This window comes from Streptomyces sp. CC0208 (assembly GCF_003443735.1).
GTDB classification, from domain to species: Bacteria; Actinomycetota; Actinomycetes; order Streptomycetales; family Streptomycetaceae; genus Streptomyces; species Streptomyces sviceus.
In genome coordinates this window covers 9,221,124-9,247,156 of the sequence record NZ_CP031969.1, presented here as the reverse complement: position 1 = coordinate 9,247,156, position 26,033 = coordinate 9,221,124, and the positions used below count along the sequence as shown (strand labels likewise).

The window sequence follows — 26,033 nt, the reverse complement described above, 5'->3', positions numbered from 1 at the left end:
GGGTCAGGCTCCGGCCTGCTGCTCTCTGACCACGGCGGTGATGGTGCGCACGCTTGCCACAGTGCGACTGGCCCCGGCATCGCGCAGCATCCGAGCCTGGCGCGTCGTGGCGGCGATACCAATGAACGGGATACCCGCCGTCTGGGCGGCCAGCGCATCGGCGATCGACTCCCCCATCAGCAGCACACGGGCGTGCGGAGCCTTCAGGGCCGCTGTCGCCTGCGCCAACCCATGCGGGTTGGGTTTCATCAGCTCTGGATCATCGGGGCGGCCGAAGACAGCGATCCGGCCGGGTGGAATATCGGTCGGCAGCCGCTCAAGGAAGATGTTCACCGCGTCGGTGGCGTGGTCGGTGACCACAGCCAGGCGCCGAGGGCTGTCCGCCAAGGCACGCAGCAGCTGACTCACTCCCGGAAGCGGAGCGACGTGTCGCGCGGCTTCTGTCTCGAATTGCGTCAGCAGTTGGTCTAACTGGTTGATCTGACCAGGTGTGCCATGGCGTACCAGAGCGCGCAACATGCCGACCGGGTCGGTGGGGGTTTGCAACGGTAGGACCAGCTGCAGCGACTGCGCCCCGCTCAGCAGGCGTTCGGAAACGGTCTGCAGATTCCGGCCGAACAACCGGCAGAGCAGTCCGTCGAAGCTGAACAGCACGGCCTCCGACTGGGCGAGGAGGTCGTGGAGGTCGGACTGTTGCATGTGACCGGCCAAGGCTCGTTCGTTGACCTGGACGAAAGCCTGTACGGCGGGGTAGCACGCGTCATACCAAGGCCGGTAAGCGGCGCAGTGTTTGGCGCCCTGCTCTGAGATGCGGTATTCCGCCATTGCGGCACCCTTTCCGGTGGTTCGTCGCTCGAGCAGTTGGGCGGGGATCATGGCCAGTTGCTCGCTGGTTGCATTGAGTTGTTCGGTCGAGAGCCAGCCGCCCAGCGGCCGCAACGCGTGGAAGAGGGCGATGGCACGCCAGGCCTCCAGGGGCAGCATGCAGCGGAAGAAGGTGTCCAAGTTCTGCGGAAGAGCGTCGATGACTTCACGAATCTTGCGCCCCTCGGCCTGGGCGGCCGCCTGTCCCTTGGCCTGTTCCTCGGCGGTGGCACCATAGTTGGCTGCGGCGTCGAACTTCGCCTGGCGCCGCCGCATCCCTCTCAGCCGAGCGATCTCGTGACCCACGATGCGAGCAATCGTCAAAGGCGACCGACGATAGAGACCGGCCAGCGCGACTATCTCGTCGTCCCCCGGATCGGGCTTGTCTAGGTTTTTCGGCTGCAAGTAGAAGGACAACAGGCAGGACAGCGGCTCACGCACCTCGTCCAAGCGCTGTGCCAGAAGCGGAGCCCGGCACAGGTGCTCTTCTACCTCGCCTGCAGTGATCGCGAACAGTTCGGCCAGCTCGCTCAAGAGGTTGAACTTGTGCGCCGGCACGATACCTTCGTTCTCCAGACGTCGATACGTCCGCAAGGACAGGCTCAACGCTCTGCTGACGTCCGCAGCTCGCAGCCCGCGAGCGCGCCGCAGGTCGGCCAAGGTCCACACCTGGGAGCGGCTGGTGTCCGACAGTTGCAGCGGATCGATCCCCAAAGCCTGCGCCAGGTCTCGGATGCGCCGCGGATCGGGTCTGACCAATCCGTTTTCATATGCGAGCACTTGAGACTTTGTAGCGTCGATACGCCGCGCCAAGCCCTCAGCGCTGATGCCTCGCCCGTCCTCAGCTGCGGCCCGTGCCTGTCGCAGCCTTGCCCCGTCGAACATGTCGGCGAGCCCTCGTGCCATTTCGACCTCCCCACACCATGAGGTGCAGTTTAGTGACACTCCCTCACAACGCAGCTCCAAGATTCTTGAGGCGCGCGGTGGCCCGTGAACAGCCGTGTTGGCAATCAAGCGGACGAAGGGCTGTAGAGTTTGGCTTTGGGCCTTCACTATGGGGGCTCAACACCCATGGGCCCAGAAGCCGTATCCCACCAGATTCGGCTCCCAGACCCTTGGACACATAAGGAGAGGGCCCCGCATCTTCCCACCCTGCCTAGGACGAAGAGACGCGAGGCCCTTGGGGCGAGGGTTCCACGCACCTGGCGACCGGTGACTACCGGAAGCCGCTGGACTGGCCTCCAGCTGGTGCTTGGTCACCCTCCTTCGGGGCTGGCAGCCCCGTCGGAGATGACGCCATCTCCTGCGCTCCCTTCCTCGGCTGCATTTTCGAAGGTGCTCAGCCAGGGAGGGGGCGCACGTCACACCCTATCGGTGAGCCAACCCACACCGCGCACCGGGCCCCTGGTTACCCACGGACACATCGAGCCGGTCCACGAAACCGCAGGCAGCGCAATCGCTGTGGCCACGCATCTCACCCAACGCACGCACCCCACAGTTCAGTTACTGTGAGGCATCCCACGAGGTGGGGGTGCACGTGTCGGAGCCGTCCTGGATAACCCCGGTCACCGGACTGAGCCCGAGGGCCTTTGGGAAGTTGGTGACCTTGCTGGGGCGCGAGGGTGCCGACGCGATCTGAACCGCTCCGGGATCGGTGGAGGCCCTATGCGTTGACTCCAGCCGCCGGTTGGGGCTGGTGATGAGCGTAGTAGTTGGTTTCGTGCTCGTGGGGCGGGATGTCTCCAATCGCGGTGTGGAGACGCTGGTTGTTGAACCAGTCGACCCATTCCGCGGTGGCGAGTTCGACGTCGGCGAGGCCGTGCCAGGGCCTGCGGGTCTTGGTCAGTTCCGTTTTGTAGAGGCCAATCTGGGACTCCATGAGCGCGTTGTCCAGGGCGTCGCCGACGGTGCCGATCGAGGCGTCGATGCCGCCTCGAGAAGGTGCACGGTGAACGCGAACGACGTGTATGGGCTGCCCGCATCCGAATGGTGAACCAGTCCCGGTCCGGCAGGAGTTCCGGCGCGATCACGGCGCCACAACGCCATGTCGAGGGCGTCGAGGACGAGCTTGGCCCGCTTGCTGGTGGCGGCGGACCAGCCGACGATCGCCCGGGAGTACACGTCCACGACGAAGGCGACGTAGACGATCCCGGACCAGGTGGCGACATAGGTGAAGTCGGCGACCCACCGCTCACTCGGGCGAGACGCGGTGAAGTCACGCCTGAGCAGGTCAGCGGCCCGCTCGTGGCCGTCGTCGCGGACAGTGGTGCGGATCTTCTTCCCGCGTCGGGCGCCTTGGAGACCGAGGTCGCGCATCAGCCGGGCGACCGTGCAGCGGGCCGCCGGTATGCCTTCGCGGTGCAGCTGCCGCCAGACCTTCCGCACTCCGTAGACGCTGAAATTCTCCGTGTGGACGCGGCTGATCTGCGTTTTCAGCTCGGCGTCACGGACCGACCGGGCGGTGGGGGTTGCGGCTCTTGGCGGCGTTGTAGGTGCTCGTCGCGATCTTCAGTCCGTGGCTGGTCAGGACTCGGCAGATCGGCTCGACTCCGAACACCTCGCGGTGAACGTCGATGAACGCTACGAGCGTTTAGACGTCCGGTCGAGCTCGGCCGCGAAGAAAGCCGAGGTCGCTTTGAGGATCTCGTTCGCCCGACGCAGCTCGTCGTTCTCGGCTCGCAGCCGCTTGATCTCTACAGCCTCCTCGGACGTCGTGCCGGGCCGCTGGCCGGCATCCACCTCGGCCTTGCGGACCCAGGTCCGCACCGTCTCTGCCGCACCGATACCCAGCTTCGCCGCCACTGCCTTCATCGCGGCCCACTCGGTCGGGTAGTTCGGTCGGATTTCCGCAACCATGCGCACCGCACCATCGCGAAGCTCAGCGGGGTAAGGGGACGGACGTGCCATGACTCGATCTTCTCAGGGAATCGAGCCTCCATCAGACCCGGAGCGGTTCACGAGAGCTTCATCGGCTGGACGAAACCCTTCACGGACCCCGGCTTTGCGCGGCCATCGCCGACCCCTTCAAGGCAGTGCATCTGCAGTGCGCCGCGCTTATGTTGGAGGCGGCCGCCTTCCAGCCGGACGATCTCCCGGCGGAGCGCGGAGAGCCCGGCGGTGTCGTCGCAGACGGGCTGTTGCAGAGTCGGCAGGATCCTGTCTCGGCATCGGCGTCGTTTGGCTGATCCGTCACGTGCTTGGCAGACTGCCCTTGCGCATAGTGGCGGGAGGTACGAGGTGGGGCTGGTTGATTCCTTTGGCGCGACGGTGCTGATGGAACGGCACCTGTTCGCGTTGATCGACACCGACCCTGAGATCGAGGATCCGTTCTCCCGGATCCCGGAGAACGCGTCGTTTCTCGTCCACGAAGGCTCTGTCGTGGTTGCATCCGTGCTCGAAGACCAGATGGCCCGGGTGAGAGTGGAGCTATGGGACTCGCCGCCGGACGCGTCCCCCGGGGACGCGTTTCGAAGTATGGGAGAAGCAGCCCTGGTCAGTTTCGATTCTGAACAGGTCCAGCTGGTCAACCTGATGCGTGAGCCCGCCGGGGACGAGTACGAGCTGGCGGATGCAGGGCCGTATCAAGTGCGCGTGTGGGTAGGGCCTCAAGAAGAGGATCCGGAGGAAGAGCTGGAGACGTACCGGCTCTTCGAACGGTTCGTGATCCAGTTGTGGCGTTGAGCGCGCAGGCGGGGCTCCCTAAAGGAACCGCCCCGCCTGCGCGGACTGCTACTTCACTTGTACGTAGAAGGCGTCGCCATCGAGGATGCGAGCGTCGTTGTACCAGGCGGAGAGCTGAGACCCGGCCTTCTGGTTGTCGGTCTTGTCCAGCGCTCGTGCGGAGAAGTTCCCCTGAGCCTTGTAGGCCCCTTCCTTGGTGGTGGCGAAGGGGTACTCGTCACAGTCCTTGCTTTGGCTGGAGTAGTTCGGCCAGTTCGCCTGGCAGACCGCTCGGGCCGTGTCGCGGTTCTGCCTGCGCAGCGTGGTGTCGTAGAAGATCCGGTGCAGGGGCTTCGCCGCGGGGGCGCCGGGGATCTTCTTGCCCGTCTTGGCGGGGACGGTGTTCTCGGGATGGTTCTGCGCGTCGTAGATGTGCTGGGCGGTCTCGTTGACGGCGGCGTTGCTGCGGTCGTACGTCAGTGTGCTGCGAGTGTTGGTGAAGATGCTGCCCTTCTTGTATTTCTCGTAGGAGGCGCTGTCGAACCGGACGCTGATCTTGGGCTCGGGTAGCTGAACGTTCTTCTTGTCCTGGGAGATGAAGAACGTTGCGGGCACGAAATCGAACTTGTGGACCTTGTCCCGGCCGGTTCCTGACGCTGCGTCCTCGTCGAAGGTCAGCAGCTCCATGCTTTCCCTCTTCCAGCCCTTGATGCTGGCGTCTTCCTGCGCCGCCCCGACCTCGCCGCGGAAGCCGCCCGAGATCTGCGTGACGCCCCCGTGCTTCTGGCCCTTGTGCAGGATGGGCCCGGTGCCACTCGACTGGTTCCACCGGTTGATCAGGAACGTCGTCGAGTCCTTGATGGTGCCGGTGGTCTGGATGTCTTCGAAGTACTGGTCGAAGGAGATGCTCCGCTCACCCTGGTAGGCGTAGCCGATGATCGTCTCGACATAGGTGAGCGTGCCCACGGGCGTGCCGGTCCGCTGGTCTATGCCGACGACCTGAACGGTTCCTCGTCGGCACAGAGCGAAGTGGTTCTTGACCCATTCAGGCTTGCCCGCACTGTTGCCGTGCCGGACGCACTCATCATGCGTCACGTCGTGATAGTTGAAGTCACCCCCGCCCGGGGGACGAGGGTTTGAGGCGCGGGCGGCATCCCCAGCGGCGCCCTGCGCTTCAGCCGCAAGGGAACCCGCTTGTTCCAACGGGGTGTAGGTCGCCGTGTAGTTGATGTCAGATGAAGTGGGCTCAGTGGCGCTGACCGCCGTCGCCGGTGAAAGAAGCACAGTGAGTGCGCTTGCGATGGCGGGCAGAGCCAGTCTGGCAGGTCTCACACTTACCCCCTGGAGATCTTGGTCGCGATCAATGTAGCCAAGGGGTGGTGGTCGGCCCGTCCGCGCGCCGCAGGCCGGTCAGAAGGTGATCAGAGCCACATGTGCGTCCAGCCTGTCGCGGCAGTCTCATCCCAGCGAGCCCCGCTCCCCCAGCGGCTGATACGCGGTCTTTACGCTGAACGTCGTTGCGCACACCATCTGTTACCAGGGGATGCGACTGGCACGCGCCAGCCGTCGACCGTGGCGATCCTGAACAGGGGGCACGGATGGGCGTCTTATGGAAGCTGGAGCCGGCGACCGCGGCCAAGCACCGGTTGTACCAGCGGTACCTGGACGCCTGGTGGCCGATCCTGCTGCAGACCTCCCAGAGCACCGGCTACTCCCGGCCCCGGGTCACGCTCCTGGACGCGTTCGCCGGCCCGGGCCGCTACGAGGACGGCGAGCCGGGCTCACCGGTGTTCATCCTGGACCGCCTGCTCGGTCATCACGCGGTCGACCGCATGCACCTCAGTCCCCGGCGGGTGCATTTGATATTCATCGAGAAGGACCGCGCGCGCCACGAGCACCTCGTGGCGGAACTCGTCTCCCGCTTCGGGCCGCTCAAGGATCTGCCGGTACGCGTGGAGGTCCGGCGCGGTGAAGCAGGCCGCGACAGCCTCGCGGTCCTTGACGAGCTCGGCGCCTGGGGCCATCCGATCCTGGGGATCTTCGACAGCTGGGGCAGCGTCAACGTGCCGCTGCACGTGATGTCCCGCATCGCCCGCAACCGCTCCAGTGAAGTCATCACCACCTTCGGCCCCAACTGGTTCAGCCGCCGCGAGGAGCTCAACGCCGACATCCTCGACACGGTCTTCGGCGGCCGCGGCTTTTGGACCGCGGCCGCCGACGAGCTGGGCCCCGACGAGAAGTGGCGCGCGTGGCTGCGCACCTACCGGGACGCGCTGCGCCGGGCCGGGTTCGGCTATCAGCTGCAGTTCGAGCTCGTCCCCCGCACCGGGCAGCCCCTCTACCTCGTCTTCGGCACCGGCAGCACCGCGGGCCTGAAAGCGATGAAGGACGCCATGTGGAAGGTCGACGGCCTCGATGGCGAGAGCTTTCGCGACCCCCGTACCCGAGGTGCCAAAGCGGACGGCCAGCTCGACCTGTTCCAGGCCGCGGGTCTGATCGACGACGAGCTGGCCGAACTGGTCGCCCAGCGCCTGGGTGCCGGGGCCACCACGGTGGAGGCGATCGGCGAGTGGCTGCTGGCGGAGACCGCCCGCTGGATGCCGAAGCACGCCTTGCAGGCGGCCCGGCAGATGCGGCAGGACGGTGTGATCGCCGTCCAGTCGCCGGGCAAGCTCACGACGAAGAGCCGGATCAGCCTGCAGGCACAGGTTCGGGCATAGGCATCTGGTCCCAGGTCCGGCCCTGAAGGTGTCGGCCGGATGCCTTCGGGGTCCGGCCGCCCCACTGTTTGAAGAAGAAGGCCACATCGGCCTGCAGGCAGGCGTCCCGGATCTGTGTGACCCACTCCTGCTCCATCGGGCGGAAGCGGGGGCCGGACTCGCCTCCGGCGATCACCCAGTGAATGCCCGTCAGGTCCAGCCCGTCCAAAGGCCCCAGCAGCGGCTCGCACGACAGGAACCGCACCGCGGCTGGAACCTGCCGCAGGTCGTCGATGCGCGGCAGTTCCTTCGCGCTCTCCACGGACACGCCCATCCACAGGTTGGCCGGCCACTCAAGCCGGTCGGCGACCTGCCGCAGTCGGCGCGCCCGCTTCGTGAGTACCTGATAGGTGTGCTGCGGGGTCTGTGCGATGACGTCGAAGACCTGCTTGACGTAGTCCAGCGGGACGTGGGCGTGGAAGAGGTCCGACATCGAGTTCACGAACACTGTGCGCGGCGCCTTCCAGCCCAGAGGCACCCGCAGCGCGTCGGGGTGGACGGTGAGGCCGAAGCCGGGGCCGGACGTGCGGGGGTCGCCGTCGTTCTGGTACTTCGCCGATCCCATGGCCTTGAGCCGCTTCGCCAGCGTCAGGGCGTAGCAGTTGTCGCATCCGTCCGAGACCCGGTCGCAGCCGGTCGTGGGATTCCACGTCGCCTCGGTCCACTCGATCGAACTGCGGTCACTCACCCGTCGGCTCCTCCTCCCCTGCGGTCACGGCCGCCCGCAGGCCTGGCCGTTCAGCCTGTGGCGTGTCCAACGAGCCCTCAGGCCGCCAGACATGGCATCCAACCATCCGTCGCCGCGGGCCGTCACAGCTTCCCCCTGAATAGAACATGTGTACCCTTTTCTGTGGTGGCTCGCACGATACGAACCAGCCATCCGCCTCCGGCGGCGCTATCCCCTACCGGGCAGCGGTCAGACGGTGTCGTCTGTGAGCATGCCCTGCTGAAGGAGCTGCTCGACGCTCGTCCCGCGCCGTCGGGCCATCTCACGGAACGCGGCCTGTTGCCGCTGCCAGTCCACAGCTCGGCTGACGGCGGATTGCCGGATGTAATCCTGCGTCGAGACACCCAGGACGGCGGCATGCTCGCGGATGGCGGTCAGCTCCTCAGTCGTCCACCGCATACGGTCCTCCCATCTGGTGACATCGGTCAGTCAGCCCTCATCCTGTCCCCGCATCCGCCCGGCGGCAAAGACCCACAAAGCCGCGGCCGCCCTTGAAGACCGGGCCCACGCCGGAATACGCCTCAAGGCCGCGATGGTGCTCGCGGAAAGCCACGACTGGCGGGGGCTCCAAGCACTGGAGATCCTCTCCCACGACCCGCTCGTCCAGCCCGGAGTGCGCGCCTGGGCAGAGCGCCACCTTCGAGACGCGAGGCGCCCGCAAGGCCGGTGATCTGCGACGGCGTGCACACTCCTGCCGGACTCAGATCGGACTGGCTGGCGTCGCGAACGGATGCGCAAGCGCCTCAGCGAGGTCCCCGATCCCATCACCTTCGAGTCCGCCACGGCAGAAGTACACGCTCAAACGGTATCCGATTCGTGAGAGGCGGAGCGCAGGCCTGGCAGTCGCCACCAGCGCCTGCGACGCTCAGGCACCCCTACCTGGGATGTCGATGGAGCCGGCTGCACGCCCGCCTCCACGTACAAGGGGGTGGCCACGATCATCCGGTGCCGCAGCCGCTCGGGGGGAAAGTTGCACAGCACGCGGGCATGCCCGCGTAGATACCCAGGAGTCCGGTAGAAGTGCGAGATCATGGAGAAGGCTGACCTGGCTGCAAACTCTTGATCATGCAGGTTGGCGGAGGCCAATGCTTCGGGGGGCGCCGTATCCCCCTCTGCCTCGCGTTGGACGAGTTCGGCTGCCATGTCATGCAGCCAGTCCGAGCCGGAGCCCATCCTGGTCGGCGGGTGATCGCGGTGGTCTCTCACGTGCTGCATTGATCCGCACAGCAGCAGTTCGATGTTAGGGCAGAACTCGCCGTCGCGGTGCGGGCAGCGATGTTCTTCCAGTGAGGCGTAGACGAACACGCCGCGGTCGTCATATCCGACATCGCTGACTGCCGCGCCGTAGCGGAACGGGCCCCGGAACTCCAGCCAGGCGTCGAGTCCCAAGTGCGCGCAGGCCGCGGGCTCCCACGTGCGCGCCCAGCACTGTTCGCTGAGATGCTCCAGGACGGACTCCAGTCGTTCGGCAGGCGTTGGCTCCGTCGGCGTCCCATCCCCCAAGGCGACGCGAGCGCTCACACCCAGCACGCTGGCCTCGGCGTCAACGGCGCGATCGGTGAGCTTCCTTCGCGACGGCTCGTAGAAGTCATCGAGCTTCGCTATTGACAGATATTGCAGCTCTCGCACGTCCCCGCCTTCTCCTTGCACTGCAATCACCTACGCACAGAGCACCCAGCGGTATGGCGCCGCCGACGCTGAGGATAGACCGCCAAAATCCAGGCATGCATCCAACCCGGTCGCGAGCTAGCCGGTCCTCAGCCCCCTATGGCGATGCCCGCCCCCGAGCTCACAACGGACGCGCAGAGTTGCAGCCTCTCAACTCTTCCTCAATGTGACAGGAGTAGTGCAAATACCGGCATGCTGCAGCAGGTTGAGGAAGCGAAGTTGAGCCGATGCGGGCGCCAAACGGCTTCCCCTGTGCTTCCGGGTCCCGGGCGCGGTGGCCGCCGATAGCGTCGGATCGGCACCGTGCAACGTCATGAAGGGCGGATTCATGCCGGAACCTGTGTCCTTGCGCGCCAAGTACACCGCCATGATGACGGCAGAGTTGGAGCTCATCGCGAAGGAACGTGAGCGAATCGAGCTGGAAGTTGCCGCGTTGCAGGATCAGCTTCGCCTCCTGGAACGTGACCAGGCGTGGCTGTCGAGCAGGCAGGAACAACTGCCCCCGTTTCCGGTCGCGGAGGGTGGCAACGGCGACGCTGCCGTCCTGGCCGGTCCCGTCCAGGACGGCGCTTCGCGCGGCGGCGTTGGCGAGCAGCCCGTCGGCCCGGCCGGGATGGAGCCGACCCTGCGGAATCTGGTCGTCGGCGAGCTACAGCGGCACGGAGTGCCTCGCTCTTCCAATGATGTGGCTGCGGTTCTGCGCCGGGCTCATCCCAAGCGCAGGATCAAGGAGCCTGCCATGCGGCATGTCCTGGAAGCTCTGGTGAAGCAGGGTCGGGTGCAGCGGGCCAAGCGGGGCAGCCGGGTGTTCTACTTCGTTGCCGATGCTGCGCCGCAGGGCCAATCGGGCCGCTGACGGGTTGCTGCCATAGGTGTCACGCTGCGGCATCGCAGGGCAGGGGAGCCAGGAAGGCTGGCAGGAGTTCAAACCCCATGACGTCAAGGGCGGTGCGCTGGTCGGGGGTCATTTGTGCGCTGTCGCGGCAGCGTCGTGCCAGCCAGGTGCCGAGCATAACCTCGTCACCGTCTACGTCTTCGGCATGGTCTGCCGGTACCTGGAGATGACCATGCCGCTGGTGGTACTGGCGTGCCGCGCGCAGACCGCGGTTGAAGGCCCGGGCTCGCAGGCTGGGGGGCCGGGTCAGCAGCATGCTGTGCGGGTGTGCGTCGGGGCAGGCCCGGGCCAGGGCATCCAGCAGGTGTTTTTGCTGCGCATCGAGCAGGTGGTAGTTGGTGATCTGCCGGTCCAACCAGCTGTCCCAGGCAGAGTCGAGGCTGTCGTTGCGGTGGTAGGTGCATCGCCACGTGCTGCCCGTCAGACGGTGGCGGATCTGGACATAGGTGTATTGCCAGCGCAGGCTCCACGGTGGATTCCAGAAGGGGTCCACGGAGTTGAGGGCAGCGATGCGGGCGGGGGCAAGCTGGCCGGTATCCGCGCGGCGGCGCATGGTCTCCAGCCAGGCGGCGACGGCGCGGTCGCCTCCGTGGGCGTGTTTACCCAGGGCGAGTGTGCCGTGGCGAGTGGCGTAGGCGGTGGCCCGGTTCAGGCGATGTTCGAAGCTGTCGGGCGGGTGCGGCCAGGAGATGCCCAGGCTGGTCAGGGCAGCGATGCGGGCTGCCGGCAGGGCGCCCGCGGCGTACAAGGAGCGCTGCTGGCCGATCCACTGGCCCAGGGCCAGGCCGTCATGGGTGACGTGCTCGCTGGGGATGTTCAGATGACCGTGGTGGGTGCGGAAGGCCTGGGCGGCCTGCCAGCCGTCGTTCCAGTAGGCGTTGTGGGGTGGCTGGTGGGTGCGCAGGGCCAGGGTGCGGTTGACTTCGGCGGCGCGGTGGGGGCGGGCCGGGATGGGCTGGGGCCGTTTCTTCATGCGGAGGCCGAACCGCTGGTAGAGCTTGGTGTCATAGACGGCCAGTCCGTTGAAGAATGCCCAGAAATCGGAGAACTCGGAGGATTTCATGGCCTCTTGGACGGGCTGGCCGGGAGCGATGTAGACGGGCAGGAAGATCGAGGCGCGTTTGGCCTGGCCGGGGGGTTTGCGCAGGGACCGGCCGACGGTCTGGGCGATGGTGCTGGGGCTGCGGCGGGGATCGGCGATGAAGATGCCGTCGGTGTCGGGGGCGTCGACGCCCTCGCTCAGCACGCGGACGCTGGACAGGACGGCGCCATCGTGGCTGTCAGCGACGCTGCCGGGGGCGAGGGCGGAGAAGTGGGCGAACTCCTGGAAGTACTGCTGGCGTTGCCAGGCGGGCTGGCGGCAGTACAGGGCGCGCGCCCAGGGATTGCGGATGCCGGTGTGGTCGGCGAGGGCCGCGGCGGTCTCGGGCAGCGAGTTGGCGAAGCCGCGGGCGGCGGCGATGCGGCCGTGGAAGGTCAACACCCGGCGCACGTCGTGTTCGGCCATGGCCGTCAGCAGCGCTGCCTGCATCGTGGCCAGGCGCAGTCCGTCCAGGTGCGGGGTGGGCCGGCAGTCGTGGAGGATGTCGCGCAGCCTGGGGTCGCGGACTTCGGGGATGACGAGTTGGTAGTCGGCGAGGATGCCTCGTTCGATCGCTTGGGCCAGGTCCAGGCGGTAGACGACGGGGCCGTAGACGGTGGGGTCGTCCATCGAGGCGAGCCGTTCGATGCGGGGGCGTGCTTGTGTGCGGGTGGGCGCGCGCCAGTTGCGGGGTGTGGCGGTCATGTACAGGCGGTGCGCGGTCGGGATGATGCGGTCGTCGTGGATGAGTCCCCAACGTTTGTCCCAGTCGCCGCTGGTGCGGTGGGCCTCATCGGCCAGGGCGAACGGCCACCGTGGCAGACCGTGGGCGCGGTGGGCGTCGCCGATGGCGGGCAGCGATGCGTAGGTGGCGAAGACGGCGGTGCGGCCGCCCTTGGCGACACGGCGTGCCAGTGCCTGTGGGTCTGAGGTGAGCAGGAGGTGGCCGCGGAGTCTGCGGTCGTGAATCCCGGGCAGTGAGCACATGCCGATGAGCTGGTCGAAGCTGCCGTCGGCGAGCCAGCGGGCTGCCGTCTGGATCAGCAGTTCCAGGGTGGGGACCAGGACGAGAACGGGGCCGCGTGCGGTGAAGTGCTCGGCGATGCGCTTGCCGATGAGGGTTTTACCGGTGCCGCAGGCAGCGATGATCGTCGCGGCTGCCAGCCTTCTGTGCAGCAAGGCATCCACTCCTGCACCGACGGCTTCTTCTTGGTGAGGGCGCAGTTGAGCACGGTCGGACATGTGACGCGCGGTCTCCCTCCTTCTGCCAGGGAGCGGGAGGAGGCCCCCAGCGCCTGCTGATGAGAGCGAGCGTGGCAGCTTCCCCCCAGGGCCCGGCCGATGTTGACCACAGCTGTTCTGCTTTCTCTGCATTTGCACGTATGAGACTGGCACGAAGGCCGGGTTGAGTCGGATTCCGATTGTTTGCGGTGCCTGCCCTGTCCGGTGCCGACGACGGGAGTTGGATGGAAGTCCGGTCAGCGGACTCCCGGGAGTGCATCATGGCGGAGCAGCGGGACGAACGGCTGGGGCGGCGGCGCCTGCACTTGCGGCTGCGTTTCCTTGCCGGCGAGTCCACCGGCTCGTACGTGACGCGCCTGGCCGCCCGCAACAATCTGCCGGTGGAAGGCGTGCTGCGCAGCATGGGCATCGGCCCGATGCTGCCGGTCGAGCCGCAGTACACCGAGATGTACCTGAGCCGCTATGCGCGCGAGCGCCTGGCCAACCTGGCGGGGTACACGGTGGCCGAGATGCAAAAGCGTCTGGTCGGCCTGCGCGATGAGTTCCTGATGTCCGACGGTGACAAGGACGACTGGGAGTGGCCGTGGGATGCGCGCGCCGGCTACATCGTCCAGGCCTGCTCGCTGTGCGCGGCGCAGCGCGGCACCCGCTCCCCCGCCTGGCTGATCCTGCCCGACCCTTGGCACGTGTGCCTGCGCCATCACCGCTGGACCGACAACTCCCGCAGTACACAGCATCCGTACATCGATCTGAGCAACCTCAAGGACGTCGTCCGCGCGCAGCAGCGCCTCAACCGTCTTGGCAAGCATCTCGGCCCGGCCGCACGGTGGGTGTTCGCGGACGCCTGCTCCATCCTTGTGCGCTCTGGCTACCTCGAGGACCCGGCACGGACGGAGGAATGGGCCGCGTTGGCAAAGCAGTTGGGTGAACAGCGGGTGCGGCCGCTGGCGCAGCTGAGTCGGCTGTCCCTGCTGACGCAGGATCTGGCCTGGCTGGAGGTGCGCCGCTTGTACGGAGAACTCGGGCAAGCCGACTACCGGGAGTGGCTGGAGCGGGCGACCCGGCGGCACGGCTTCACCTTCGCGAGGCCACTCAAGGAGTGGCACAGCCAGCACCAGCCGCTGAGCCGCGGCATCCCGGAATTGTTCAGCGATCAATCGCCTCCCAGCAACGTGGTACGGCGGGCTACGGGGCACGAACTGCCGTCCTGCCTGGCCGCGGTGGAAGAGCTCTCCTGCCTGCCGTGGGTGCGTCTACCCAACACCATGGACCGGTTGTTCCTCTGACCAGCCGCTACCCCTTGCTCTTGGTCCCGTTCCTGCAGGCGCCGTTGGGCCCGGTCGACCTGGCACAGCAGCAGATCGGTGAGCTGGATGATCTCTGCGGATTCCAGGGGAAGCTCCACGGCCTTGCCACTCCGGTGCTGCGTGCGTTAGCGCACGCAGCACCAAGAACGCAAACTCGCTCCACCCGTTCGAGTGAACACCGGTCTCTTGGCTACGCCGTGGCGGCCGCGCCCAGATGCTTGAGTGTCGTGCCGAAGACGCCAGCCGTATGACACGGTGCGAGGGGAGCAGCCGGTGGAAGTGCAGGTACGTCACCGCGACGACATCGGCCGTGAGCACCTCGTGGCGGCCCGCGCTCTGCGGGGGCTTCCGGTGGAGGAGTGGCCGGTGCTGCATGAGCAACGGGCCTACAAGGGGCGGAAGTCGAAGGTGCGGCAGTGGTGGTCGTCGACCACCAAGAAGGACATCAGCTGCAGGTCAGCGGAGCACGCCTGTGCGGCCATGTTTCTCGACCGCGACCCGCGCATCGCCTACCTGGCCGCGCCGTGCCTGCAGCTCGAGTGGCAGGACGGGTCGGATTCGGGTGTGGTGCATCCGGCGTTCATGGCCCGCACGGTCGACAAGCAGCAGCTGCTCTACCTTTACTCCCCCTCCGGTACCGAGCCGGACGCACACGAGGTGACCGCTGCGCGGGAAGCCGCTTCGGAGGCGGGCTGGCAGGTGGACGTCGCCCTGGCCCCGGGTGGCCAGCTGCGCCGCAACGTGTATCTCGTCTCCCAGTTCCGCCACGACGAGTGCGCCAACGACAGGGCGCGCAGCCTGCTGCTTGAGGCGTTCGCCCGGCCGCTGTCCGTGGCCGAGGCCGCCGATGCGGTGGATCTCTTGCCGGAACATGGCCGGGCCTATAGCTGGCACCTGCTGTGGACGGGTGAGCTGACGACCCACTGGGAGCAGCCGCTGACGCCCGACAGCCTGGTCTGGGCGGCCGGAGTGGCCGCATGAAAGCCCCCTGGGCCGTGCCTGCGGATGCCCCGGCGCAGACGGCGCCCACGCTGCAGCCGGGGATGACGGTCCGCTGGAAGTCCGGCCGCTACCTGGTGGGAGCGGTGCAGGGCGCCACCGTGCACCTGGCGGCGATGGACGAGGCCGGGCAGGACGCGCTGGCGCTGGTCTCCCATCTCGTCTCGGCCCCGGACTTCGCGGTGCTGATGGTTCATGGGGTGCCGCAGGAGCCGGTGCCGGTGGCAGATCTGTCGCTGCTGGACCGTCTGTCCCCCCAGCAGCTGAAGGATGTGCGCTGCTGGGAGAGGCACGTCCGGGAGGTGCTGACTGGGCGCCCGGTCCGGGTTCCGGAGGGGTCGTTCACGCCGCGGCGCGGCTACGACGTGGCGGTCACCACCCGCACCGCGCGTTACGCGTTGAAGGCCGCCGAGCTGCAGGCGGCCGGGCTTTCGGGATCCGTCGCCACCGTGCAGCGCAAGTGCCTGGCCTACGAGAAGGAGGGGCTGCTCGGTCTCATCGACCGGCGGTGGCTGCGCACCGGCAGCCCGTTCGGGAACGTGGACGAGCGGGTGCTGAAGGTGATCCGCCAGGAGGACAAGGCTCAGGAGGGCGAATCAGCGGGCACGTGGTCCCGGCTGCGCAAGCGGGTGCGTGCGGCCCTGCGCCGCAGCTATCCGGAGGAGTACCGCGACCTGATGCCGGCCCGCTCCACCTTCTACGACCTGCTGAAGCGGATGGGAATCTCGAAGGCCTCGTCGAACGCCGCGGGCGGCACGCAGGCCGATGCCCCGGAGCCTCCCTACGCGCCGGTGCCGGTGACGCTGCTGGGCGAACGCGTGCAGATCGACTCCACCGGCCTGGATGTCCTCGCACGCGGGGACGACGGACGTCCCGTGTCGGTGGAGCTGACCTACGGCATCGACGTGCTCTCGCGCAGCTTCGGCGCCGGGATGATCGTGCCGAAGTCTCCGGGCCGTAAGAAAGGACCGGGCAGTCGGCGCCGCGGCGGGCGCGGCACCAAGGCGCTGGATGCCACTCTGCTGTTGGCGCAAGCGATGGCGCCGCTGGCCGCGCGCCCCGGTTGGGCGCCCGTAGCGCTGGCGGAGAATTCCGACCTGCCGTATGCCCGGATGCTGGCCAGTGATCCGCGGATGGCCGGCGCCGCTGCCCGCCCGGTAATCCGCCCCAAGACGGTCGTCGTCGACAACGCCAGGATCTTCAAGTCCCGTCACTTCAGGGACGCGTGCAGCATGCTGCAGATCGACGTGGAGCCCGCCCGGGAACGCACCGCCACCGACAAGGCAGTCATCGAGCGTGCCAACGCCACGATCAAGAGCGAGTTCTGCCAGTTCGTCGCCAACTACACCGGCAACCACCCCACCGCCCGGGGCAAGAACGTCGGCAAGGGACGGCTGTGGTCGCTGAACGAACTACAGGATCTGTGGCACGAGTGGGTGGCCACCGAATATCAGCAAAGCCCGCACGAAGGCCTGCGCTCACCGTTCTGGCCCGGCCTGGTACTCACCCCGAACCAGATGTATGCGGCCGCGGTGGCCACGGAGGGCGGCGTGCCGCGCCCGGTCACCCTCGACGAGAGCCGCAAACTGCTGCTCCACGCCAAGCGCATCGTCACCCGCGACGGCATCAAGATCGACAACCGGACCTATGTCAGCCACCGCATTCGCGACTTCAAAAACCGCCGCACCGGCATCAAGGGGCGGGGTCGGCGCTGGTCGGTCTACTACAACCCCTACGAGCCCAGCCGGGTGTGGCTGTATGACCACACAGTCAAAGACGAGCCGTCCCGCAGCCCGTGGGTGCCCTTCGACTTCAAGTACCAGCATCTGATCAACGACGCCTGGACTCAGTATCTGTGGGAGCAGGCCGCCCTCCTGGTCACGGAGCGCACCGGGCGGGAGGACAGCGAGGAGGACATCGCCCGGGCCGTGGACGAGTTGCTGACCCGCGCCCGCAACGGCCCCTCCTCCACACGCCGCAGTACTCCCGCGGCCGCGTTCGTCCCGCAGCCCGCCCCGGCACCCGAACCACCCGTCGGCCCGTATGCCGGGATCGTGCCGGCCACTCCGGGCAGCGTGACGCCGGCGCCGTCCCTGAACATCGCTGCCAAGGACCTCTTCCCCGGCCAGCGCGCCGCATTGCCCACAACTGCACCCGTGCCCGCGTCGACACCGGAGGACGCCACCTCGCCGGCCCGGCTGCGACGACGCCGCCCGGTTCCGGGCGGCCCACACAGCCTGGCAGGGTCGGCCGGGGACATCTTCCGTGCACTCTCCGCTCCCCCTCCCCAGACACCCGAGTCCGAGCCCGAAACCCAGTCGGGATCATCCGGCGACGAGCTTCAGGAGAACTGAATGGACACGGCCCACCCCATCCAAAAGCCGGTCGCCTCCGCATCCCGGTCTGCCCTGTTCACTCCGCTGGATCCCGAACTGCTCACGGTGCGCGCGGGGTTGATGGACTTCGTGCACCGCCGCCTTGAGCCTCCAGACCTGCAGGACTGCGCGCCCCAGGGCACGGAGGTCACCGACACCGACCCGCGGATGATGTACCACGGGGAACTGCTGCCTGTGTCCACCCCGGATGTGACGAGAGGCCTGAAGGACGCCCGGCGCGCCCTGCGCACCAACCGGTTCCGGCCCGCCGGTAAGCGCATGAGCATGATCATCGACGGGTGCGCCGGCAAGACCACCCTGCTGCTGCAGATCGCCCGCGCCTACCAGGGCATCCTGGAGCTGGAACGGCGGCCGGATGACGAATGGACCCCCGTCGTCTATATCAACGTCCCTCCACGTCACGAGCACAATCTCGACTGGTCGCTGCCGTTCGCGGACTTCTTCGACATGGACCACACCATCAACCTCGACAAACGCACCTACCGCAGCACCGACATGACCGAGCCCGTCGTCCACGCCATGCGGGAAAGCCGCACCTCGCTGATCCTCATCGACGGCATCAACCGCATCCACGACAATGACCTGGCCGCAGCCTTCGACTACTTCGACTGCCTCCAGGCCCGCCTGCGGGTTTCCATCATCTACTGCGGCCGCGGCGCCACCGACATCGTCAACGAAGGCCTCCACAACCGCCGCCGCGGCGAACGGCCCCGCACCTCCGAGCAGTTCCGCAGCACCCTGCCCGTGATGTGGATCCGCCCCATCCCCTTCTCCAAAGGGGAGGAAGAAGACTGGCGCAGTGTCCTGCTGCGCTACGACGAAAACCTGCGCCTTTACAACCACGTGCCCGGCGCAGAAGCGCTCCTCGAGTTCGAGGAGGAACTCCACGAGCGCACCGGGGGCTACATGGACACCCTCGACCAACTCCTTTGCCAGACCGCCCAGCAGGCCATCGAGGACGGGACCGAAGCCATCACCAAGGAGCTCCTCGACGACATGCTCGTCGGCCGCACCGACTCCGACGACGACTGGTCCTAGCCCATCCGGCGCCACAAGGATCATGAGGGCGGCAGGACATCCGGCGGCTTTGCGCCCTGCGCGCCGAAGGACGTCGACACAAACCGCTCGTGCTACCAGCCGCGCACCGGGCTGGCCGACCGCGCCCGCGTACCTTCGCCAAGAGGCCGAGCAGTGCCTGGGCAGATCTTGTCGGCGTCGCACCGGAACTTCGCCTGGCGCTGGCAGTCGGAGATTCATCCAGTTCGGCGAAACCAGCCTGCCGTAGCGCTGTCTTGCAGGTCAGGTCGTGTGAGAGATGATGCCTGCGTGGAGGACCAAGGGAACCGGATCGCTGGGGCAGGAGCGCAGATCCCCGAGCGGCTGCGTGCCGTCGGACCGGGCTGGCATCCTCTGCTGGAACGCCTGCACGCGCAGCTCAACGTGGCCGTGCCCGGTTACCGGGTCACTGATGTGTCGGAGAAGCTCGGCGGCTTGCGTATCCATGTCACCGCCGGCGCGCAGTCCGTGCCCGACGCGGCGATGGCGTTGGTGGCGGCGTCTGTGACGGAGGCGGCCGCCACGTGCGAATTCTGCGGGGCAGTTGGCCAGCGGGCACGCAAGGACTTGCCCGGAGGTTGGATCAAGACGGTCTGCGAGCCCTGTCACGCGGACTGGTCCGTCCACAAGATCCTGATCGTGAGTGGTGCCGTACGGCGCCGCTCGCTCTAGCCGCGGGGTGTCCTGCGGGCATCACCCGACGGGATCGTCGAGCCGCAGCTGCACCGGCGTGATCCGGTCGTGCCGGGCTGTCCAGGCCGCGCCGACCCAGCGGCGTTCGGAACGGGCGAGGATGACCGCGATGACGCTGTGGAATCCGAGCTCCGGGTCGTCGAGGAGTTGCCGGTAGGTGGCGATGTCGCGTGCGCTGGGGACTGGCCGACTGGTGGGGTGGGTATGCCATTCGCCGACCCAGACACTGCCGTCGGCCGTGAACGCCCGGTCGGCGAGGGCCTGCGCGTGGGCCAGGTCGCGCAGGAAGTAGGTGGGGGTGCGGACGGCGTCGGGGCCGGGGGCCCCGGCGTGGTGGATGGTGACGGTGTCGTGGGTGTGGTGTCCCAGCAGGATGCCTCCGGTCTCTGTGGTGTGGTCGGCCGTGCGCAGCTCCGTGGTGATGACGGAGGTGGCCTGCGCGGTGAGGTGGACGGTGGTGACGGGCTGCTGGGTCATGGTGTTTCGCAGGTGGGGCAACCGGTTCGGGGCGGGGTGGCGTCGAGCCAGCGCAGTTCGGCAGTGCGGTCGAGGTCGAAGGGTGGGGCCCAGTCGGGTTGGCGGCGCAGGCCGAGCAGGGCGTGTTCGCCCGGCAGGCGTTGGTCGGGGTGTCCGGCGCGTTCGAGGAGTGTTGCGACGGCGGTCTTGGCCGCGAGGTGGGCGATCAGGTGCAGGTCGGTGCCGACGGCGGTCATCGGCCGGTGGGTCGTGCCGGTGCCGTAGCCGGCATCCAGTGTGGGCTCGGGATCGAGGCCACCGGCGTCGGCGAGGTTGTGGCGCTGGCAGGTGAGGCAGCCGTGATGCGGCCAGGGGCGCAGGCGGAGGATCTCGCCGAGGGCGCCGCCTTCCAGGACACAGGCGAGCACGGCCGTGAGACCGGCGCGGCGGGCCAGGTGGCCGGTGACACGGCGCGCGGCCACCCCGTCTGCCGCGCAGACGACAAGGTTGGTGTCCGTGAGGAGGGCCCGGATCCGGTCGGCGTGTTCGATGACGTCAAGGGCGTGGGCGGCGACTTTCGTGTCGGGGCGCAGAGCGGTGAGTTCCTCGGCGAGAGCGGTGACCTTGTGCCGGCCGATGTGCTTGCGTGCGCTGGTGTGCCGGACGAGGTTGTGCCAGGCGAGCCGGTCGGGGTCGATGAGGGTGAGAGAGCCGATGCCGTAGCCGGCGAGGGCGTGTGCGGTGGCCGAGCCGATGCTTCCTGCTCCGACGAGCATGATCCGCTTGCTCTGCAGTTCGTGCACGGGCCAGTGGTCGTCCAGTTGCCGGATACCGGTGATGTCGGGTTCGACGGACACGGCGATGGGTTGCGCACCGCCGGGCGTGACGTGCCAGGCAAGGAGGTCCGGGAGCCCGTGTTCGGGGTAGGCGTCCTTCAGCCCTGGGGCGTGGGTGATGGCTAGGTAGCCCGGCGCTCCGGGTGCCTTGTAGCCGCTGGGCACGGCGGCCCTGAAAGCGTCGAGGGTGAGAGAGGTACCGCGTCGTGCCATCAGGGCCAGCCACATCAAGTGCAGGTCAGGACTGACGCTCAGCCACCAGCCAGTCGAGACGGCCGGGTAGCTGGCCAGCAGACGGTGCTCGGGTGACGGTTCCACCGGAAAGATCGCCTGGCCCTGCTGCGACAGGCCCCGGACAACAGCAAACTGTTCCGGGTCATTGATGCGCAGGGACAACCGCCCCCACGATCCCAGAGAGCGCACCTTTTCCGCGGCCTGCTGTGGGATGAGGATCAGCATGCCGGGCCGTCCTGTCCGGCTGTGGCCTGGTCGCTGGGCTCGGTGTTGTCGGGCGGGGCCGGAGGCTGGGTGAGGAGGCGGTCGAAGCGGTCGTCGTCGACGATGCCGTTGTCGCTCATCCGCTCGATCTTGTTGTGTTTCATGAGGGCGTACTCGACTCGCCAGCCTGCTGCCTTGAGCAGCAGGTCAACGATCGAGTCGCGGCCGGTCCACAGGGCGGCCTCGCGGAGCAGGCACAGGGTGGCATCGCCGTTGACGTGCCAGCGGGTCTGGGTCCACTCATACGGTTTGGGCAGCGGGTCCAGCGGGACGAGCCGGGGCGCCACCATGGGGTAGGCCTGGCTGTACTCCACACGCAGCCTGAGTCCTTCCTCGCCGATCCAGCTGGTGAGGTGCGCGGGCTCAGGCCGGTCGAACGGCCACCGTGGCAGTGTTCCCTCCCAGCTGCCAGCTCCTTCCTCACTCCAGGCGAGGCCGGGGAAGTGGGCGGCGATCTCCTCGCGGTCGCGGTGCAGCCGGCGCGGTTCGCTGGCCCACCAGGAGTAGTTGGGCGCAGTGCCAGCGGGGGTGGGCGCGGTCGTCATCCCTGGGGCGCGTCCTTGATGGGGCGCGGGGTGATGAGCGCGGGCGCGGTGATCAGCGTGGCGGCCTTGGCCGGAGCGGCGGGAGCCGGGAAGTCCTCGCCAAGGATCGCCTGCCACAGCCGCAGGGCGTCGTCGGTGTCGCCCTCGGCCGCCGCCGCACAGGCCCGCTCGGCGACGTCCGCGGCCTCGGCGAACGCCGCGGACAGGCCCGCACGGTCCAGGTCCGGCTGGATCTCCCCGCACAGGCCAGCCGGATCCCACACGCCCTCGTTGACCTGGACCGCGGCGGCGGTGAAGAACGTCTTCAGTCCCTCGGACCGGTTGCCGGACCTGGGCATGCAGTTCAGGGCGAGGACCTCCATGACGAGGGACTTGATGCGCCCCTCGACCGGGGCTGTGTGCCGCCACTGCTTGAGCACCCTCACCAGCGGCCGGAAGTGCGACCAGTCGCGGTGGTGGTCGGCCACCTGCGCGATGAGGTACTTCGGGTCGGCCGGCACCCACCGGGTGGTGAGTTTCTCGGGGATGAGCAGCGAGCCGTCCGCCTGGCGCAGCGCGGCCATGACGTCGACGGTGAAGGCTTCCGGGTCGTCCGGGTCGTCGAGGAAGCACTTGACCGCGTGGTTGCGCAGCAGGGTGTGCCTCACCACGTTGCCGTGGGTGCCGCTGCTCTGGCTCAGCAGCCGGTTGACCTGGCCGCGGATGTGCTTGAGGGCGTCTTCGGCGCTCGGTCCGTCGTTTCCCCACTCGGGGTGCTCGTCGGGATCGTAGATGGCGATGATGTCCACGTCGTGGATGGGCTTGAGCTGCGTGCTGCGGCTCAGCGAGCCCGAGCCGAACGTCTCCAGGACATCCGGTTCACCGCCGAGGGCGGCCTTGAACAGGTCCCGGCGCTCGCGGGCCAGTCTGGTCTTGTCGATGTCCTCGTTGACGGTCTTCTGGAACGCGTCGAATGCGTCGTCGATCCCCATGGTGGCGTGCCTCCTCGGGCGTGTCGTCCAGCCCGGGTGCACGCCGCGGCCACAGGCTCCCGGATCGGGTGCCGCGACCGCAACAAGCATCGATGGCTGCTCGTCCACCACCGTAAGACCCACCACTGACAACGCCCCCGGGCCAAGGCTGGCTGATCATCGCGGGGGGTCTGTCCCGACGCCACGCCTAGAGGCCGAGGAGGGTCTCGGTGATCGGTCCGCCGGTGACACCTGGCTCAAGCACGAGAGCTGGGGTGTAGCGGGGCCTGCCAGGGGTTGCACCGTCCCACTCGTAGACGACGGTGCGCAGCGTGTTGAGGTATCGCCCTACGAGTAGAGCCATCGTGTACGGGCCGTGGAAAGCGAGATGCACCTCCGCACGGCCGCTGCGTGCGGCCAGCGCTTTGATCTGTTGCGCGGCAGCCGCACTGAGGCGTGCGGCCTCGCGCGGGTCGAGCCGGTTCTCGCCGACGACGGAGACTACGGCGGCGGCCGCGAAGCCGTCGCTGGACTCGTGCAGGAGCTGCTCGAATGCGGTCTGATCTGGAGCAGCAGTCAGACTGACAAAGATCGCGACGCGGTCGTGGCTGTCGCAGGTATCCGTTTGTTCGAGATTAACTGGTTGCGTATGAAGTTCGCTGGTCAGTGGGTCGTCACCAGCTTGGGTGGACGTCCACAGAGCGCCATGGGCATCGACCACCTCAACATTGCCGATCCTGGTCTCGGGCAGGGCGGCGCCCAAGGCCAGAGCTACCGACAGGTGAGCTCCGCCGAAGACGCGCACCGTTTGCGCGCCGGTGGCATATACGGCGTCGCTGGTCAGGGGCAGCGTGGTCTGTAGGAGCTGGAGTCCCTCTTGTGACGGCAGACGGCCGTCGTCGGCGGATCTGATGCGGATGTGCAGGTCGTCCTCGCCCGCGTCTATGGCGAAGGGTGCAGGGCGGGTCTGGACTCGGATCGTGAAGGGGCGGTTCTCGCTGCGGATGGCGGACCTACGCTGTTCGACTCGGTGCATCAGCAGGTCCCGCACGATCTCGCTCTCGCCGGACGGCTGGAGCATGTTGCTTTGCTTCTTGTCGGCGAGGATGCGGGAGGGAGCGAGTCTCAGGAGTCGATCCGGTGCGTTGTAGTCGCACTGTGCATCGCTTCCCGCTCTGGCGATCTTGTTCGCGATGCACAGGCTGAAGGCAGGGTCCTCGTCCAGTTGGAGCAGCCGAGGCAGCTCACGTTCTCGAACGATGTCGCTGTAGACGATCTCCGGTGTCACGACGAGCACGGCTGCCGAAAGCCCGGTGGTCAGGGCCTGCTCGAGGCGATCGATCGTCGTGCCTGGGCGCAGGTCGGTACGGTCTCTCCACACGACGAGACCGGCGGCCCTGAGCAAGTTCTCGATCGAGTCGGCCTGCGGGGAGCCGTCCGACTGCCGGTAGGAGATGAACACCGCGCCATCACGCCGAACCGCGCCCTCGGGTAGCGGCCCCAGCGCCTCGAATCTCTGTGGTGGCGGAAGGACCGTTGCTGCCTTGCTGGTGACGTATCCCCATCGTTGGCGCCGGATGATGAGCCCGGAGAAGGGATCCGCCCCGCCGGGAGCGTAAACGAGGAGTGCGACCGGGCCGTCGTGCTCCCGGGCCGTCGCCCGCATCGCAGCAACATCTGTCGAACTCGGTCCGGACGGTGCGGGATGGCTGTGCCACTCGCCGACGTAGCCGGTTGGATCGTCATCCGCTCGCTCTGCAAGGAACTCTGCGAGGAGCGCGTTCGCCTTGACGTCATCGCGCACGTACCGGTGGGTGGACGCTCCTTGTCCGTCAACCACGAGGGCATGGGTGACAGCGACGTTGGCGTCTTCCCGGTAGCCGAGGAGGATGCCACCCGTTTCCCGCGGCAGATGCCGGGCGGTCGCGGACGCAATGACCTCGTATGCCTCCTGGCGCAGCTCGATCCGTGGTGCCGGCCGGGTCACTGGTGGCTCCCTTGTGAGGCGGAGTGGAGGTGCCGCGTCTCCCCAGCAGGATGGAGAGGGCGGTCCACGAGGAGGCCGATGGCGTGGCGGACGGTTACCGCTGCTGCCTCGATCACCGCGTGGGGCGGCGTTGGGGAGATAGGGCTTCCGCAGCCTGCTTCGAACAGGGGCGGTGCCTCGGTGTCGGCTCTGGTCGTCGAAGGCGGCAGTGGTGCGGCATCGTCGAGCGGTGGCAGTACGTCGATGCGATAGGTCCTGCCGTCGTTTTGAAGCGCTGCGGACAGGACCCGTGTGCCCACTGTCCGGGCGCTCACGTGCAGGAGGGCGGTGGTGGCGAAGTCGGCGGTGGCGTTCACGACGAGGTCGTGGTTCCGCAGATGGTCCACCGCGTCGGTGCCCGAGGTAAGCGCGCCATTGATGATGACGATGCCACCGGCCAGCGCCTCGTTCTGCCTGACGAGGTGTCGCTTGACCGCTTCGACTTTCGGCAGTCCGATCGTATCGGGGCCCACGAGGTGGCGGACGAGGTTTCCCGGCATGACGACATCGTCGTCGATGAGAGTGAGGTGACGGACCCCGGAGCGCACCAGCATGTCGGCGATGAACGAGCCCAAAGCGCCGAGGCCGACCACTGCGACCCTGGATTCACGCAGTGCGGGGGCCAGGACGCCTGCGCGAGCGGAGCGGGCGGCCTCGGTGTCTGCGCCCGAACGCAGACGTGTGACGGCCGTGCCGTCCTCCTTCGTGGGCGCTACGTCCAGCACGATCGCGCCCTCGTGGGTACCGCGTCGGTAGACCAGCACGACGACTGCGACGGACTGCTGACGAATTATGCGGTCCAGCTCCGCGTTCGAGTCGAGCCGGGCGGAGATGTCTGCCCAGGTTCGCGGCGGCACGTCCACCTCGCCGAGGTCGGCCACGTACCCAAAGCGGTCCTTGCTGTGCTTGAGGGCCTTCCTGGGGCGGGTGCCGTGCCTGATCCGCATCGTGTTGTTGCCGGCCGGGCTGAAGCGGACAGAGCGGTTGAGGTACTGGCCGAGGTCGTCGTAGAGGTAGAGGCGCCGGTCCGTAGACTGATGGAAGTACCGGTCAAGGTCGAGGTCGGGCCGATCGTCCGTCCAGCCGGTGTCCGCGTGCTCGAACCACGCTGTGACGTGTTCCAGGAACGCCGATGCCTCCATCCACCACAACCCTTCATGATCATCTTCAGCGACCAGGCACAAACCGCCGTCAGGGTCGCGGTGCCAGGACCAGGGCACCGCGTCGTGGTCGACCGGCGCCACCCTCGGCGGCCGAAACGGGAAACGGGGCGGCAGGTCGATCACGACGCGGGTCGTGACCGCCGAGTGCGGGACCGGCCCTTCCCATCCTGCTTCAACCTCGCGGAATCCCGCGCGGATCAGGCCCTCCTCGA

General features: G+C 67.6%; 20 protein-coding genes and 2 pseudogenes. 9 read left to right on the top strand and 13 right to left on the bottom strand.

Translation table 11 applies throughout. The features are described from left to right. Nucleotides 1–3: 3 nt before the first annotated feature. Nucleotides 4–1,749 (bottom strand): helix-turn-helix domain-containing protein, encoded by a 1,746-nt coding sequence (locus D1369_RS42455; protein ID WP_237558086.1) that lies wholly within the window; start codon nt 1,747–1,749, stop codon nt 4–6. A 640-nt stretch (nt 1,750–2,389) separates the two neighbouring features. On the opposite strand from D1369_RS42455, the pseudogene D1369_RS42450 reads away from it, so the two are divergent. After that, nucleotides 2,390–2,500: pseudogene (locus tag D1369_RS42450) on the top strand (IS5/IS1182 family transposase); the annotation flags it as partial. Between the two features lie 27 nt (nt 2,501–2,527). Here D1369_RS42450 and D1369_RS42445 read toward each other — a convergent pair. Then, nucleotides 2,528–3,771 (bottom strand): annotated as a pseudogene (locus D1369_RS42445) (IS3 family transposase). Nucleotides 3,772–4,101: 330 nt separating this feature from the next. Between D1369_RS42445 and D1369_RS42440 the strand changes: the two are divergent. Beyond that, nucleotides 4,102–4,545: a hypothetical protein gene (locus D1369_RS42440; RefSeq protein ID WP_007387237.1), complete on the top strand. Its 444-nt coding sequence runs from the start codon at nt 4,102–4,104 to the stop codon at nt 4,543–4,545. A gap of 48 nt (nt 4,546–4,593) precedes the next feature. Here D1369_RS42440 and D1369_RS42435 read toward each other — a convergent pair whose 3' ends face one another. Further along, nucleotides 4,594–5,619: a NucA/NucB deoxyribonuclease domain-containing protein gene (locus tag D1369_RS42435; RefSeq protein ID WP_158680200.1), complete on the bottom strand. Its 1,026-nt coding sequence runs from the start codon at nt 5,617–5,619 to the stop codon at nt 4,594–4,596. Nucleotides 5,620–6,122: 503 nt separating this feature from the next. Between D1369_RS42435 and D1369_RS42430 the strand changes: the two genes are divergently transcribed. Further along, nucleotides 6,123–7,244, top strand: a complete 1,122-nt coding sequence (locus D1369_RS42430) for a three-Cys-motif partner protein TcmP (RefSeq protein WP_007387235.1) — start codon at nt 6,123–6,125, stop codon at nt 7,242–7,244. On the opposite strand, the gene D1369_RS42425 is transcribed toward D1369_RS42430, so the two are convergent. From D1369_RS42425 to D1369_RS42415, 3 genes are all read right to left on the bottom strand, one after another. Then, on the bottom strand, nt 7,216–7,971 hold the full coding sequence (locus D1369_RS42425; RefSeq protein WP_007387234.1) for a phage Gp37/Gp68 family protein: 756 nt from the start codon (nt 7,969–7,971) through the stop codon (nt 7,216–7,218). The genes D1369_RS42430 and D1369_RS42425 overlap by 29 nt on opposite strands. A gap of 228 nt (nt 7,972–8,199) precedes the next feature. Next, nucleotides 8,200–8,409 carry a hypothetical protein gene (locus D1369_RS42420; RefSeq protein WP_007387233.1) on the bottom strand — a complete coding sequence of 70 codons (210 nt, stop codon included), beginning with the start codon at nt 8,407–8,409 and terminating at the stop codon, nt 8,200–8,202. 399 nt (nt 8,410–8,808) lie between these two features. Further along, entirely contained in the window at nt 8,809–9,639 is an 831-nt protein-coding gene (locus tag D1369_RS42415; protein ID WP_106433564.1) for an SAVMC3_10250 family protein, read from the bottom strand. A gap of 352 nt (nt 9,640–9,991) precedes the next feature. On the opposite strand from D1369_RS42415, the gene D1369_RS43355 reads away from it, so the two are divergent. Continuing rightward, complete coding sequence (locus D1369_RS43355; protein WP_007387230.1) at nt 9,992–10,534, top strand: hypothetical protein; 543 nt, start codon at nt 9,992–9,994, stop codon at nt 10,532–10,534. A gap of 19 nt (nt 10,535–10,553) precedes the next feature. On the opposite strand, the gene D1369_RS42405 is transcribed toward D1369_RS43355, so the two are convergent. Then, the gene (locus D1369_RS42405) at nt 10,554–12,896 is read right to left on the bottom strand and encodes a DEAD/DEAH box helicase (RefSeq protein ID WP_037902691.1); all 2,343 of its coding nucleotides are present in this window, start codon (nt 12,894–12,896) and stop codon (nt 10,554–10,556) included. A 260-nt stretch (nt 12,897–13,156) separates the two neighbouring features. On the opposite strand from D1369_RS42405, the gene D1369_RS42400 reads away from it, so the two are divergent. From D1369_RS42400 to D1369_RS42380, 5 genes are all read left to right on the top strand, one after another. Continuing rightward, complete coding sequence (locus D1369_RS42400; protein WP_237557726.1) at nt 13,157–14,182, top strand: TniQ family protein; 1,026 nt, start codon at nt 13,157–13,159, stop codon at nt 14,180–14,182. A gap of 294 nt (nt 14,183–14,476) precedes the next feature. After that, on the top strand, nt 14,477–15,184 hold the full coding sequence (locus tag D1369_RS42395) for a hypothetical protein (protein WP_106433562.1): 708 nt from the start codon (nt 14,477–14,479) through the stop codon (nt 15,182–15,184). Next, nucleotides 15,181–17,556 (top strand): Mu transposase C-terminal domain-containing protein, encoded by a 2,376-nt coding sequence (locus tag D1369_RS42390; RefSeq protein WP_063649659.1) that lies wholly within the window; start codon nt 15,181–15,183, stop codon nt 17,554–17,556. The genes D1369_RS42395 and D1369_RS42390 overlap by 4 nt, the downstream gene beginning before the upstream one ends. Continuing rightward, entirely contained in the window at nt 17,557–18,636 is a 1,080-nt protein-coding gene (locus tag D1369_RS42385; protein WP_007387225.1) for a hypothetical protein, read from the top strand. A gap of 288 nt (nt 18,637–18,924) precedes the next feature. Further along, nucleotides 18,925–19,326 (top strand): hypothetical protein, encoded by a 402-nt coding sequence (locus tag D1369_RS42380; RefSeq protein ID WP_007387224.1) that lies wholly within the window; start codon nt 18,925–18,927, stop codon nt 19,324–19,326. 21 nt (nt 19,327–19,347) lie between these two features. Here D1369_RS42380 and D1369_RS42375 read toward each other — a convergent pair whose 3' ends face one another. The 6 genes from D1369_RS42375 to D1369_RS42350 form a co-directional block, all read right to left on the bottom strand. After that, on the bottom strand, nt 19,348–19,824 hold the full coding sequence (locus D1369_RS42375) for a Mov34/MPN/PAD-1 family protein (protein WP_007387223.1): 477 nt from the start codon (nt 19,822–19,824) through the stop codon (nt 19,348–19,350). Beyond that, the gene (locus D1369_RS42370) at nt 19,821–21,098 is read right to left on the bottom strand and encodes a ThiF family adenylyltransferase (protein WP_037902689.1); all 1,278 of its coding nucleotides are present in this window, start codon (nt 21,096–21,098) and stop codon (nt 19,821–19,823) included. The genes D1369_RS42375 and D1369_RS42370 overlap by 4 nt, the downstream gene beginning before the upstream one ends. Continuing rightward, entirely contained in the window at nt 21,092–21,682 is a 591-nt protein-coding gene (locus D1369_RS42365) for a hypothetical protein (protein ID WP_007387221.1), read from the bottom strand. Before D1369_RS42365 ends, D1369_RS42370 begins: the two co-directional genes overlap by 7 nt. Continuing rightward, on the bottom strand, nt 21,679–22,653 hold the full coding sequence (locus tag D1369_RS42360; RefSeq protein ID WP_037902682.1) for a hypothetical protein: 975 nt from the start codon (nt 22,651–22,653) through the stop codon (nt 21,679–21,681). Before D1369_RS42360 ends, D1369_RS42365 begins: the two co-directional genes overlap by 4 nt. 187 nt (nt 22,654–22,840) lie before the next feature. Next, nucleotides 22,841–24,619, bottom strand: coding sequence for an SAVED domain-containing protein (locus D1369_RS42355; RefSeq protein ID WP_007387219.1), 1,779 nt, complete (start codon nt 24,617–24,619; stop codon nt 22,841–22,843). Further along, entirely contained in the window at nt 24,616–25,944 is a 1,329-nt protein-coding gene (locus D1369_RS42350; protein WP_240436160.1) for a ThiF family adenylyltransferase, read from the bottom strand. Before D1369_RS42350 ends, D1369_RS42355 begins: the two co-directional genes overlap by 4 nt. Nucleotides 25,945–26,033: the final 89 nt, after the last annotated feature.

Excerpts from the sequence above, each read along its gene's own strand:
- D1369_RS42455 (WP_237558086.1), bottom strand. The coding sequence starts at position 1,749 with ATGTTCGACGGGGCAAGGCTGCGACAGGCACGGGCCGCAGCTGAGGAC.
- D1369_RS42430 (WP_007387235.1), top strand. The coding sequence starts at position 6,123 with ATGGGCGTCTTATGGAAGCTGGAGCCGGCGACCGCGGCCAAGCACCGG.
- D1369_RS42420 (WP_007387233.1), bottom strand. The coding sequence starts at position 8,409 with ATGCGGTGGACGACTGAGGAGCTGACCGCCATCCGCGAGCATGCCGCC.
- D1369_RS43355 (WP_007387230.1), top strand. The coding sequence starts at position 9,992 with ATGAAGGGCGGATTCATGCCGGAACCTGTGTCCTTGCGCGCCAAGTAC.
- D1369_RS42405 (WP_037902691.1), bottom strand. The coding sequence starts at position 12,896 with ATGTCCGACCGTGCTCAACTGCGCCCTCACCAAGAAGAAGCCGTCGGT.
- D1369_RS42400 (WP_237557726.1), top strand. The coding sequence starts at position 13,157 with ATGGCGGAGCAGCGGGACGAACGGCTGGGGCGGCGGCGCCTGCACTTG.
- D1369_RS42390 (WP_063649659.1), top strand. The coding sequence starts at position 15,181 with ATGAAAGCCCCCTGGGCCGTGCCTGCGGATGCCCCGGCGCAGACGGCG.
- D1369_RS42385 (WP_007387225.1), top strand. The coding sequence starts at position 17,557 with ATGGACACGGCCCACCCCATCCAAAAGCCGGTCGCCTCCGCATCCCGG.
- D1369_RS42375 (WP_007387223.1), bottom strand. The coding sequence starts at position 19,824 with ATGACCCAGCAGCCCGTCACCACCGTCCACCTCACCGCGCAGGCCACC.
- D1369_RS42370 (WP_037902689.1), bottom strand. The coding sequence starts at position 21,098 with ATGCTGATCCTCATCCCACAGCAGGCCGCGGAAAAGGTGCGCTCTCTG.
- D1369_RS42365 (WP_007387221.1), bottom strand. The coding sequence starts at position 21,682 with ATGACGACCGCGCCCACCCCCGCTGGCACTGCGCCCAACTACTCCTGG.
- D1369_RS42360 (WP_037902682.1), bottom strand. The coding sequence starts at position 22,653 with ATGGGGATCGACGACGCATTCGACGCGTTCCAGAAGACCGTCAACGAG.